This window comes from Paenibacillus sp. ALE3, assembly GCF_054113405.1.
In genome coordinates, this window is sequence record NZ_CM134214.1 from 753,043 (window position 1) to 765,298 (window position 12,256).

A 12,256-nucleotide genomic window follows, 5' to 3' on the forward strand; every position below is an offset into this window, starting at 1 on the left:
CGCGAAAAGATGATTAAACTACAGGCTGGTTCTATAAAGAACCAGCCTGTAGTTTAATCATCATAAAGCCACGATCATTGGACCTTGTGGGCTTCGGTTAAATACATCCGTCGGAAGGGGGATAGGAGGCTGTGTGTGCCACCTGAATACATGGAGCTCTCTGTCACTGGGAATGGGGCGCAACCATCCGCCCTCTGCATAATACAGTCCGTGATCCGGGCCCATATACAACCGGTAATCGATCAGCTCATGTTCTTCGAAAACATTGGTATCAATAGGTGGACCAATAGGGAAAGTCTCCAGCTGCGCGAATGAAAGAGGAATCGATTCGTTGACCTCATAACCTAGCAAACGGAACGTTTCGAAATCGCGGAAGGGATAGCGCAGACCATGGCTGATCAGGTGCATACCGTTCATGGGATCTCTGGCGATGTAAACCGCTGGGAAATGCTCTCGAAGTTGGCCATTATGCAGTAACGGATTGCCGTCGGGGATGCTGGTCACCGTGGTATCCGACAGCTGGATTACCCGATCAAGACGAAAATGAAGAGCATGAAAAGTATCAAGCGACTCGACAGACCGCTTCAGTCCTTTCTCGATTTGATAAATATTTCCTTTGGAATCTCGAATGAGTATTCCATTAGGTAAGGAAGAATCCTTAGGTCGATGGTGCGGATGCCCCGCAGCAAACTGTCCGGGGAAAAAGTATTCATCTAATGTATAAATGAGGCGTTCAGGGTTAAAATTCCATTTTCTTAGAAATATTCGGCGATTTCTCTGTCCCCATTCAACTATATCGATTGAATTATGTGTAAAACTTGCGTTACCCTCATGATGGACATGACTGTCTCCTGCGATGAGGAGCCTTAATCCCTTTTTTAGTGTCCGATACCCGAAATCAATATCTTCATAGCCACCTCCCGGGAATGCTTCGTCTAAATACCCGATCTGACTTATCAATTGACGACGGAACAACATACAAAATCCGCTTAAAGCCGTTGCATCCCGCCAAAGTGAGGGATTAGTGACATTAAAATTTTTGCTGAATTCATGATATGTCTCTGTGGTTGAATAGGACATGGGAAGGCGTTGCATTGGCATCACCATATTAGACACAGGACCGACAATGCCAATATCCGCTGAGCTAAAAAGTGCATGAATTAAATTTTCCAGCCAATGGTGAGATACCATCGTGTCATTATTGAGCAGGAGAATAGTATCCCCTATAGATGCCTTAATACCTTGATTACAAGCTGCTGCAAATCCACGGTTAGTTTCATTCTCAATTAAACGTACATTCTCCCGACGACGTAGTTGATGTTGAGTACCGTCTGTCGATCCATTGTCAATACAGATCAATTCGTAAGGAATGGTAGTGTAGCGCACGATGCTATCCAGACACCGTTCTGTTAGTTTCCAGTTGTTTAACGTAAGGATAACGATACTGACCAGCATAAAATTCTCTCCTTAAAGAGTATTCAGAACCACTTGTAATTGGTTCTGATATGTCTGTCTGATGGTTTCTAATTCCTGTAAAATAGCTTGGTAATGCTGGACCGTACCCATTTGTTCATGACGACGGTAGGCAGTGAGAGGCTCATCTAAATAGTGAAATTCTGTATGGTTCAATACTACACGAATCCAAAAATCATAATCATGAGTGTATAACAGCTTCTCATTGAAGTATCCAATGTTACGAACATAATCCTTTTTCATCATCACCGTACAGCCATTTAACGGGCAGTAGGAGGAAAATGCCTCAATAAAGGAACGTACTGTCGTAAATTTGGCAGTTGCATTGTGACATATTACCTCGTTTGCTTTGTTAATGACATGATAATCAGTGAAACTGACCTCAGCTTGATGTTGCTCCATAAAATTCACTTGACGTTCAATTTTGGTCGAATAAAACATATCGTCTGAACTAAGCCAAACAGTATACTTTCCGGTGGACATTTGTATACCATAATTGAGCGCGGTTGCCGTGCCGCCGTTCATCTTTCCTAGATAATAAATGCGATCCATATAAGGGATCAAACGTTCCTGGTGCATAGTTGACCCATCATCTACAACAATAATTTCGATATTCGGATAAGTTTGATTTAAGACGCTGGCTACAGCCTGATCTACGTACGGACAGTTGAAAAACGGAATGATGACACTCACTTTCGGCAACGATTCCACGTTTCCTCACCCCGCAATCTTCATGTGCTTTCTCCCCACCATACGGTATGTTAAAACGAATTCATAATTGTGGACGATTGCCCGTGGTACTTCATTTTGGGGAGTTTATTTAAAGGAAAAAGAGGCAATTTACATCTCATTAATGTAACTGCCCCTTTTTTAGATTAGAGTGCTCAATGCCTGGATTGAACTTTTTATTGCTGGTTCAAACCATAAACGGCAGCGTCAATTTCCTGAAGCAAGTTATTAAACCGGTTTTGGAATATATCGATGCCGAAAGATTCTATGGATGCCTCGCGATTTTTAGTTCCTATTTCCAACATGCGCTCTTTATTTTGAAGGAGGTCAACAACTATTTGCCAAAGTCCGCCCACATCACCTTTAGGCACTAAAAACTTCTCATTACCCGTATTTTTGAGTAGCTCACCAAGTCCTGCTGAGTCATAAGCAACTACTGGTTTGCCGAATATCATCCCTTCAAGAGCAGTCATTCCAAATCCTTCATCAATCATGCTAGGCACGACTACGACATCAAGCGCAGGGTATAATTGTTCAATGTGGCTTTCGAACGAATGAAATATAATGCGAGATGGATCTAATGTTGAATACGCCAATGCTTTGCATTTATTGAAGTATTCTGTTATTTCTGGACTTCCGGCAATAAGAAATTTTACTTGAGGAAAGTGTGACATTAGCATACCGGCCATATAGATAAATTGATCAATTCCTTTATGGACGGAGATCATTCCGCTTATGAGCCCTATTAGTGTTTCGTGGTCGCCGATATTATGGGCTCCCCTCAGACAACGACGATTTTCCTCCCACCTTTCAGGGTGCAATTCAGCATCATTCCAGGAAGGATATATAAGCCTATTTTTATTATTAACTATTGAACTCTTAAAAGGTGCAAGTACTGCTTCCGATATACCGATAATCCAATCTGCATAGTGATTTACCATCCGTACTGCATCAATCTGATGTACACCTGGATACAAGATTTCGTCTATTATCCAAACAACGGGAATGCCTGCTTTTTTTGCCGCAGCCGCAGGCAATGCATTAACCGATGTATTAACCATCACCCAATCCGGCCTGTGAACGTGCAGAAGTGTTAATAGGGATTGGTAGTAATTAGAAGATTCTTGTTTTGCAAATTCCTGATGCATAGCTGGCGATGATTCATACAAAGACCATAGCAGTGGAGAATCTTGAATGGCTATACGTATCCCCTTAGTTTCTGCTTCTATTGACAGCATGCCGCAACAGGGAACAACCAGCACAACCTCATACTGCTCGCTAAGGGTTTTAGCTAAAAAAAGTAGCCATTTCTCGGCACCCGACATTCGAGCCGGATGGCAAATATGTGAGAATAACATAACCTTAGACTTTACGCTCACGGGCTACATACCCTATGCACTTCTCGGGTATGATTGTCACCTCCTTTGGATAGGTAATTTACTATATGAGCAATGTCTATCTGTCGACACGACCATTCACCCATGTATTATTCATTGCAAGGTAGTCATATATAACAGTTTGAATTTTTATGTGAGCACTCATGCGTGTGAAATGATCGTTTTTGGTGCCTGTGTGTGCTTGCGCCTGCGCCAAGCTATGGAGCAACGCATAAAATAATGCGAAGAGGGGAGCACATATGGGCCTGTCATGCTGTCATAACAACGTGAGGGATGCATCTGTCTCCGTAGTTGCTGGTAAGGCCCAAGCGCCGACCCGTTCAGGTTTGAAAGGAGGGGCACTAGTGAAGGCTTTGGTCACCGGGGGAGCAGGGTTTATTGGTTCCCAGCTGGTACGTGCGCTTGCTGACTCGGGCATCAGAGTACATGTGCTGGATAATCTGACGACCGGGAATGCTGCAAATGTAGATCCGCGCGCGGTCATGCATATTGCAGATATTCGCAGCTCTGAAGCCAGGACGCTGCTAATTCGGGAAAGCCCGGACATTGTGTTTCATTTGGCTGCACAGGCTGATGTGCAGCATTCCATCCATCACCCTGATGAGGATGCGGATGTGAATGTGCTGGGGACGATCCATTTGTTGCAGGCTTGTCGTGAAGCGGGTGTGTCGAAAATCATATTTGCCTCCACATCCGGCGTATACGGAGAGCTGCAAAAGCAATGTATTCAGGAAGACGATCCCGTGGAGCCTATTTCAGGCTACGGGCTGTCCAAGCTGACCGCAGAATCGTATATTCGGCTTTTTCATCGCTTGTACGGCTTGAACTACACGATTTTGCGTTACGGAAATGTGTATGGCCCCGGCCAGGCCGCGAAGGGAGAGGGCGGTGTAGTCGCTATTTTTATGGACCGGCTGAAAAAAGGCAGCCCCTTGCTCATTCACGGCGACGGGACGCAAACCCGTGACTTTGTGTACGTCAAGGATGTAGTCCGAGCCAATATGGCGGCTATACATGCAGCGGATCAACGCACAGTGCATGTAAGTACGGGACGAACGACGTCCATCAATCGGCTGGCCTACGATTTACTAAAGCTGCACGGTTCGTCTGTGCGGCCTGTGTATTCACCGGCGCGGGCGGGAGACATTCACCATAGCTGTCTGAGCAACGCAGTCGCCAGACATTGGCTTCATTGGGAACCGCTATACGGAATCTCTGCCGGTCTAAAGGAAACGTACGTGAGCAGTATGGGCACGGACAAAGAAGGCATCTAGGGCTAACGAGCGCGAGGATCAAAAAAGAGACTGAGGGAACTCTCAGCCTCTTTTCAGTTTGAACAGAAATTATAGGTTCTCGCCAGCCAGCTTGAAGGCTTGATCGAGGACAGCCGCACCGTTTCCTCTACCGTAAGCCAACGTGTCAATAACATCTACAGGGATGCCATAGGGAGCTGCAATTTCAGTTACTGGCTTTTTACGCATCCGCACCTGAGGTCCGAGTAAAATAGCAATCACTGGCTCTGTCATGCCTTCCAGCTCTTCCTTAATAGTGCTTTCGGGGATCGCTTCGATGTTCAATTCTATGGATCTCGCTGCGGCTTCTTTTTTCATCTTGGAAACCAGAATGGATGTCGACATCCCCGCAGAGCATGCCAGAATAATTTTTTTCATATCAAAAGCGCCTCCAGAAATTTATTTTGACTACTTATACTCTTCATCCAGATTAGCAACAAACAAGCGTTCCTTGATAACACTTTGATACCAGTAGCCAGATTTCTTCAAATGGCGGCTTCGATCATTTTCCAGGTTAATTTCCACCAGTCCATAGCGATTTTTAAAAGCATTCATAGGAGAAACATTGTCTGTGAAGGCCCACAGCATATAACCTATACAGTTGGAGCCTGCTGCTACGGCTTGTAACGTGTAGTATAAATGCTCAGTTATAAAGTCAATGCGATAGTCGTCCTGAATGATGTGTTCCTCATTTTTAAAAGCAGTTTCATTTTCAATCCCCATACCATTTTCCGCAACAAACCACTCGATATTGTTATATTCGTTCTTGATACGCATTCCCATATCGTGAATAATTTTAGGATAAATTTCCCAGCCCCGTGACTTGTTCATTCTTTTACCCGGAAGTTCGAAATGCTCGTAGTAGTAAGAGGGGTGAAAAGGAATGTTTTCGTTCCATGCTTTACTCTGCGCTTTGACCCGGTGGGGATAATAGAGATTGATTCCAACGTAGTCAACGGTATTTTCCTTAATCAAGGCCAGTTCCTCCGCCGTAGCTTCAAAGGCAATATCATGCTTGCTCATGAGCTCGAACAATTCTTGCGGGTATTCGCCTTTAATAAGCGGGTCCAGAAATACTCGATTGTAAAATAGATCATACACATGTGCTGCATACTGGTCATGAGGGGCACTGGATCGGGCATAGGTCACTTCGGGATTCAGAATAACCCCTATTTTAGCCCCGTTCTCACTATAATTTTTGGCTTTGAAAAGCTGTACACACTTCGCGGTAGCCAGCGTTTTGTTATAGTTCCATTGCATCCACTTCCGCGTATTTTGTTCATAGGGATAGCGAAGGGCATCCAGATAGACGCGAGTCTGTACAACAATGGGCTCATTAAACGTAAACCAGTGCTTGACTCGATCCCCGTACCGTTCAAACACCTTTTCCGCATATTTCACAAACAGCTCTACCACATGCTTGGAAGACCAGCCCTCATATTTGTCGAGCAAATAAGCAGGTAATTCATAGTGTTCCAGACAAATCATCGGCTCGACTCCGCTTGCAATCAACTCGTCAATGACCCTGCCCATATAATCCGCATAGGTTTCATCCACCACAATATTCTCATAATCCGTTAAGAAGCGGGACCAATTAATAGAAGTGCGATAATGAGTTAGCCCAATCTGCTTCATCAGGGCAATATCCTCGGCATAACGATTATAAAAATCGGTTGCACCCGCGGGTCCATATCCATTGTGCCAGACATAGCGGTCATTTTTGTACCATAAGTCCAGATACGAGTCTTGACCTTCCTGTTTACCGCTCCATCCCTCTGTCTGCCAGGCGGAAGCCGCTGCCCCCATAATAAAATTCGGCGGAATTTGTATTGTGTGTTTAGCCATGACATGCTTCTCCTTTTCATTCTATAGATTCCCCAAGGCGATCCTCTACGGGTGTATCTCTACAGTAGCGCATTATTCAGTCGTTCGCTTGTTGGCAATTTTGACGAACGGAAAATAGATGATAATGGCTACCATAATACAAATAATTTGAGTTACGACGGCGCCAATGCTTCCACCTGTAGACAGGTAGGCATTAATAATAGGCGGAGTAGTCCACGGAACCATAACGACAGCTTTACCTGCGAATCCAAGCAACGTCGAGAAGTAGCCAATTGTTCCTGTGATGAGTGGAGTTATAATGAAAGGAATCGCCATCAATGGATTCAGCATAATCGGAAGTCCGAAAATGACAGGCTCATTAATATTAAACAGACCTGGCCCAAGTGAAAGCTTGGTAATTTCCTTCATATCCTCACGCTTGGAAGCAATCATAATACTGATCAAAAGGGCCAGCGTAACTCCTGAACCTCCAACACTCATGTATACATCCCAGAAAGGCATCGTAATAATGTTCGGAATGGGGAGCCCTTGATCATATGCAGTCATGTTGACCGTAATCGCTCCAAGTAGCAGAGGTTCACGGATGGGCTTTACCATTTGGTTTCCGTGAATACCGATCACCCAGAAGGTTTGCGCAACCAGCATGAGTACCAGTATACCTGGCAGCCCTTGGACTATGGTCTCCAGAGGTTGTTGCACCACATTATAGACAGCATCGTACAGGTAGAGCCCCGTAAATTTATGGAAAAAGAATCCAAGCATCGAGAAAACAGTTACCGTAATAATGGAAGGGATGAGTGCGGAGAAAGAAACGGCTACATTGCTGGGAACACTTTCAGGCATTTTAATCTTTAGCTTATCGGACTTGCCCAGTTTGTTGTATAGCTCAACGGATAGGATACTTATGAAAATACCCAAAAACAAGCTTTTGGTGTCTGTGAATTGACGGGCGATGACGTCCGTTACTTTTTGCATTTCTCCGTTAACCATCAGCTCGATTGTTGTTGGTGTCACAGAGATAAAACAGATGAGGGCAAGTAAACCAGGAAAAAGATTTTTCTCCCCATTAATTTTTCCTAGCTCCAGGCCAATCATAAAAATAGCTAGAATGGTGAGGATATTCAAGCTGGCATAGTTAATGCTTGAGAAAATCGGTTTGTACTCTGCCAGGAATGAGAATGGCTTAAAATGGGCCAGACCATTGACTGGGTCCATGACCATATTGGAGATCAGTACAGCAAAAGCACCCACAATAATAACAGGCATTAAGGTGATAAAAGCTGATTTGATTGCTATTATATATTTAAAATTGTTAATTGCATTTGCCACCGAGGTGAGACCATCGATCAGTTTGTCTTTGAAAGCCATGGCTAGCGCCCTCCCTCTACGATTTTAATCCGAGCTGATCAATGCGTTCATACAGGTCTATAAATTCTGAGGCCATATCGTGAATGGTAATGGCATTCATCAAATGATCTTGGGCATGCACCATCATGACGGACATCTCTGTTTTTTCACCGGCTGCTTCCTTACGAATGATTCTGGTTTGAATTTTGTGGGAAGACACCAGTTCTTTTTTAGCTGAGGCCAGTTCTTCTTTGGATTCCCGAAATTTGCCCGCCTTTGCAAGCTCAATCGCTTCCATCGCCGAGCTGCGCGCATTCCCAGCGTATAATATAATTTGGAATACGATCTCTGTATCATCCATGTCCTCCATGTTCACAGCGTGTTCTACTGATTCATCATTATTCATATGTTCTTGACTCCTTTCATTCATTTGCTCGTATCGCCATTATAATTTGGAATCGCTTTCAACATAACGCATATTATTTCCTCTTCTTAACGGAAATCAATCGGTCTTTCTAGTTGATATCTCTATTACTAAACATAAAAAGAGAGAAATCCCTGCCATATAGGCTTCTGATTTCTCCTTTACTTGCATCCTGCTAATTTTCAACTATTTTTATGCAGCACCTCTACGAATTCCGTGTATGTTTTGCAGCGAATAAGCTGCTGGACTAGCTTTTCATGATTTAAAATGTTAAGCAAAATATGATACATACTTTGTAAATCTTCTGATTTGGTGCGCTGTATGCAGAACATGCAAATAAACTGTACGGGCTTGCCATCCCAGTCGATAGCTTTTTGTAATGTACAAATGGCCCAAAACGTGGAATCAGCAAAAGGCTCCAGCGGATGCGGAATCGCGACAAAGTTGCCAAATGAAGTGGGGGAAACAGCTTCACGCTCTATCACAGATTGCAACAATGGACCTTTTACAAGACCTGCTTCTTGTATCTTTTCGGCTATGAATTCAAGTGCCTGCAGTTTGTTATCAAACTTCTGCTGAAGAAAGATCAATTTTTTTCGAATATACTGTACAGCAGGAAGTTTTGACTCTGAGATGGCTTGTTCAATTTTAGTAATATCCGAACTGCCCAAAAATGTATTCACATGGATCATGGGGATAGAAAGCGGTTCTGATATGGGGATCGTGCTAATAATAAAGTCCAATGCATCCAACGGCATTTGCCTCAGCTTATAAAATTCAGTGGTTCCTACGATCTCCAGCCTGGAACCGAAAACCGATTGAAGCTTGTAGTACAGCAGCTTTGCGCTGCCGAGTCCGGAAGCACATACGATCATACATCTTTTGGGTGTGCCCTCCATTTTCTTTCTCTCCATTGCGACTCCGATATGAATGGCTAAATACCCAATTTCATTGTCCTCGATGTGTATATGAAGTCGCTGTTTGATAACTTCCGCAGCAATGATGCCTGCTTCAAAAGCAAGCGGGTAATGGGCTTTGATTTCATCCAGCATGGGATTACGCAAATTCATTCCGTATTGATAGCGATTAATGACTGGTTTGAGATGAAGGCAAAATGCAATCAGTAATTCTTGATCGTTTTGAATGTTCATGCTCAACTGCTGATCGATTCGGTCTAATATTTCGATCGTCAGTTCGTAAATATTTTTATCAATAATTTTTTTAATCTCTACTTCATCCATATGGACCCTGACAACGGTCCTTACACCCAGCAAGTGCACAGCAATGTACGCAATTTCAACAAGTGGAAAGGAGTGTTTCATGTTCTGTTCCAGAGCAGATACGATCTCAGTCGCGATCCTAAACTCTTTTTGCGCTTCGATTTTTTTCATCTCTTGAGGATAATACGATACATACCTCTCTTCACGAATACGCTTACATGCTATAGCGATATGAATGATCAGATTGTTCAGGGCAATGTCTGACAACTGAATATCATGATACTCAATCCGCTCGAGAATCACTTCTCTTATGAATTCCAGCTCTTCGTTAGAGATCAAAGAAGGGTGGGGCATCTGTTGCCCGCCTATTTTATCTGTCCTGTTAAATATATAGTCGGAAATGCAATAACGCAGCTTGGCCTCATTCCCCTTAATTCGAATACCATGATAGGGTCTGTTCTCCAGCGATAGTCCATAAGTTGACAGTAATTTGCGCACTTCTTTGAGGTCATTCTGTAAAGTAGATCGGCTAACATACAGCATCTCAGCTAAATCATCAAGTTTGACGTATGCATGAGTAAGCAGCAGTTTTTTTATTAAAAAACGATGTCTGGCTTCAGAAGAACTCGCTAATAGATGGGGCACATTGTTTTCATAGTCCTTTAATTGCTTCAGCAGATGATGAAATGCTTGTTCGTCCTGAATCTCTAGCTTGTAGCCTGTTCCTTTAAGGGGTTTGACAGCCGCTCCATGCCGTGACAACAGTGCATTCAATTCCTTTACATCTGTTCGTATGGTTCGAGAAGATACCTTCAATGCATTCGCCAAATGTTCACCCTTGATCATCTGTTCAGCAACCAATATACGTAGAATATCAAAAATACGCAAAACGAACCCCCTTCCTGAGCTGTTCTGATGAACAGTATACAATGCTTAGAGCGTAACCAAAAGAAGTACTAATCACAGCGCAAATCACCTATGATCTTGACACCCCAGTATATTCAAAGATATTATAGATACAATAAGTCTTTGATTGAGGTGTAGTTATGAAATTTACCAAAGCAACCAATTATGCTCTGCATACCATGCTTATGCTTGTTACGGATTCGTCGGTGAAGCCTATAGGTGTTCAGCAATTGGCCGAAGCGCAACAAGTCTCACCTACGTATCTTTCAAAAATTTTGACGAGGCTTGTGAAGGCGGGGATGATCGAATCGGTCTCTGGAGCCAATGGAGGCTATCGCTTATCCCGCAATAAAGACGATATTACCTTTTTGGATATCATTCATGCGATTGAAGGGACGAATTCTTTGTTTGAATGTGATTTTGTCCATGGATCAGAATGTCTGATTCAAGCTGTAATGAGGGAAGCGGAGGAGAAAATGGAGAGCCATCTTAAAAATACAAAATTGGTCGATTTAGCCCAACAGCAAGCGCAAATATAAAGGGTAGCGACTTTATAGAGAGAGAAGGTGGTTGCTAGTGATGTGAAGTTTTTTTGTTTTTATTATAGATATAAAGAGTCTTTAATATCTTTGAAAAGGAGCTGAATGTATGTTGTACGATTGCGCTATTATTGGCGGAGGGCCCGCCGGATTGAATGCAGCCCTTGTGCTTGGCAGGGCAAGGAGAAGTGTGGCTTTGATCGATAATAACCGACCCAGAAATGCGGTTACGCATGCGTCGCACGGTTTCATTACGAGAGACGGCGTAACGCCGGCCGAGTTCCGCCGTGTAGCTTATGAGGAAGTACTACGTTATCCGTCTGTCCATCATCTGCCAACCGAGGTTATTTCGGTTACGAAAAAAGAATCCATATTCGAGGTGTTTGATTCTTCAGGCCTTCGTGTTCAAGCGCGAAAATTGATACTGGCGACGGGCGTAAAGGAGGTATTCCCTGAGATCGAAGGTTTTTATACGTTCTACGGGAAAAGTTTGTTTAATTGCCCTTATTGCGATGGCTGGGAGCTACGGGATCAACCGCTTGTCCTCGTCTCTGAGTCGCCAGCTATATATCATACAGCCAAACTGCTCCTGAACTGGAGTAAGGATTTGCTTGTCTGCACGAACGGTCAGGCATTCTTGTCGGACGAGCAAAAAGAACGACTTCAATCTAAAGGAGTCGTGGTCATGGAGCAGCCTGTTGCAGCGTTCATTGGTCACCACGGGCAGCTGGAGTATGCGTCCTTTACGGACGGTACTCAAGTCCCGAGAGTCGGCGGCTTTGTGACCCCCCGATTTGTACAAAGTACACCGTTTGGAGGAGATTTGGGCTGTGAAAGGACAGAGTCGGGCGGGATCCAAACGGATGGAGCGGGGAGAACCTCCATACCTGGTGTATATGCTGCCGGGGATTCTTCGTATTTCATGCCTTCTCAGTTGATTTTTGCTGCGGCCGACGGCAGTCGAACTGCTGCGAGCGTAAATCTGGATTTGACAGAGGAAGATTTCAACGAGTGTTGAGCATTTGAAATGTTCGATGTGAATCGGATGCTGGAAAAGGCCGCCATATAGGCGGCCTTTTTCTAT

The 12,256-nt window shown here is 43.9% G+C and carries 11 protein-coding genes; 3 read left to right on the plus strand and 8 right to left on the minus strand.

The genetic code is table 11. The annotated features are described in order from the left end of the window. Positions 1 to 60 precede the first annotated feature (60 nt). From ACXHJ2_RS03440 to ACXHJ2_RS03450, 3 genes are all read right to left on the minus strand, one after another. Positions 61 to 1,455 carry a glycosyltransferase family 2 protein gene (locus ACXHJ2_RS03440; protein ID WP_165081639.1) on the minus strand — a complete coding sequence of 465 codons (1,395 nt, stop codon included), beginning with the start codon at positions 1,453 to 1,455 and terminating at the stop codon, positions 61 to 63. Between the two features lie 12 nt (positions 1,456 to 1,467). Next, on the minus strand, positions 1,468 to 2,184 hold the full coding sequence (locus tag ACXHJ2_RS03445; RefSeq protein ID WP_165081641.1) for a glycosyltransferase: 717 nt from the start codon (positions 2,182 to 2,184) through the stop codon (positions 1,468 to 1,470). 194 nt (positions 2,185 to 2,378) lie between these two features. Next, a complete protein-coding gene (locus ACXHJ2_RS03450) occupies positions 2,379 to 3,581 on the minus strand; it encodes a glycosyltransferase family 4 protein (RefSeq protein WP_165081643.1) in 1,203 nt (400 codons plus the stop codon). A 362-nt stretch (positions 3,582 to 3,943) separates the two neighbouring features. Here ACXHJ2_RS03450 and ACXHJ2_RS03455 point away from each other — a divergent pair, with 362 nt between their 5' ends. Then, on the plus strand, positions 3,944 to 4,873 hold the full coding sequence (locus ACXHJ2_RS03455) for an NAD-dependent epimerase/dehydratase family protein (protein WP_165081789.1): 930 nt from the start codon (positions 3,944 to 3,946) through the stop codon (positions 4,871 to 4,873). Between the two features lie 69 nt (positions 4,874 to 4,942). Here ACXHJ2_RS03455 and ACXHJ2_RS03460 read toward each other — a convergent pair whose 3' ends face one another. The 5 genes from ACXHJ2_RS03460 to ACXHJ2_RS03480 all read right to left on the minus strand — a co-directional run bounded on the left by ACXHJ2_RS03460 (position 4,943) and on the right by ACXHJ2_RS03480 (position 10,615). Beyond that, positions 4,943 to 5,269, minus strand: coding sequence for a PTS sugar transporter subunit IIB (locus tag ACXHJ2_RS03460; RefSeq protein ID WP_013372815.1), 327 nt, complete (start codon positions 5,267 to 5,269; stop codon positions 4,943 to 4,945). Positions 5,270 to 5,299: 30 nt separating this feature from the next. Beyond that, positions 5,300 to 6,736, minus strand: coding sequence for a glycoside hydrolase family 1 protein (locus ACXHJ2_RS03465; protein ID WP_165081645.1), 1,437 nt, complete (start codon positions 6,734 to 6,736; stop codon positions 5,300 to 5,302). 72 nt (positions 6,737 to 6,808) lie between these two features. Next, complete coding sequence (locus ACXHJ2_RS03470; RefSeq protein WP_165081647.1) at positions 6,809 to 8,104, minus strand: PTS sugar transporter subunit IIC; 1,296 nt, start codon at positions 8,102 to 8,104, stop codon at positions 6,809 to 6,811. A gap of 16 nt (positions 8,105 to 8,120) precedes the next feature. Next, positions 8,121 to 8,489, minus strand: coding sequence for a PTS lactose/cellobiose transporter subunit IIA (locus tag ACXHJ2_RS03475; protein ID WP_013372812.1), 369 nt, complete (start codon positions 8,487 to 8,489; stop codon positions 8,121 to 8,123). A gap of 200 nt (positions 8,490 to 8,689) precedes the next feature. Then, a complete protein-coding gene (locus tag ACXHJ2_RS03480; RefSeq protein ID WP_165081649.1) occupies positions 8,690 to 10,615 on the minus strand; it encodes a BglG family transcription antiterminator in 1,926 nt (641 codons plus the stop codon). Between the two features lie 158 nt (positions 10,616 to 10,773). On the opposite strand from ACXHJ2_RS03480, the gene ACXHJ2_RS03485 reads away from it, so the two are divergent. Together ACXHJ2_RS03485 and ACXHJ2_RS03490 are read left to right on the plus strand one after the other, a co-directional pair. Beyond that, on the plus strand, positions 10,774 to 11,172 hold the full coding sequence (locus ACXHJ2_RS03485) for an Rrf2 family transcriptional regulator (RefSeq protein ID WP_165081651.1): 399 nt from the start codon (positions 10,774 to 10,776) through the stop codon (positions 11,170 to 11,172). Between the two features lie 109 nt (positions 11,173 to 11,281). Next, a complete protein-coding gene (locus ACXHJ2_RS03490) occupies positions 11,282 to 12,190 on the plus strand; it encodes an NAD(P)/FAD-dependent oxidoreductase (protein ID WP_064963413.1) in 909 nt (302 codons plus the stop codon). The last annotated feature ends 66 nt before the right edge of the window (positions 12,191 to 12,256 follow it).

Excerpts from the sequence above, each read along its gene's own strand:
- ACXHJ2_RS03490 (WP_064963413.1), top strand. The coding sequence starts at position 11,282 with ATGTTGTACGATTGCGCTATTATTGGCGGAGGGCCCGCCGGATTGAAT.
- ACXHJ2_RS03460 (WP_013372815.1), bottom strand. The coding sequence starts at position 5,269 with ATGAAAAAAATTATTCTGGCATGCTCTGCGGGGATGTCGACATCCATT.
- ACXHJ2_RS03470 (WP_165081647.1), bottom strand. The coding sequence starts at position 8,104 with ATGGCTTTCAAAGACAAACTGATCGATGGTCTCACCTCGGTGGCAAAT.
- ACXHJ2_RS03475 (WP_013372812.1), bottom strand. The coding sequence starts at position 8,489 with ATGAATAATGATGAATCAGTAGAACACGCTGTGAACATGGAGGACATG.
- ACXHJ2_RS03485 (WP_165081651.1), top strand. The coding sequence starts at position 10,774 with ATGAAATTTACCAAAGCAACCAATTATGCTCTGCATACCATGCTTATG.
- ACXHJ2_RS03465 (WP_165081645.1), bottom strand. The coding sequence starts at position 6,736 with ATGGCTAAACACACAATACAAATTCCGCCGAATTTTATTATGGGGGCA.
- ACXHJ2_RS03440 (WP_165081639.1), bottom strand. The coding sequence starts at position 1,455 with ATGCTGGTCAGTATCGTTATCCTTACGTTAAACAACTGGAAACTAACA.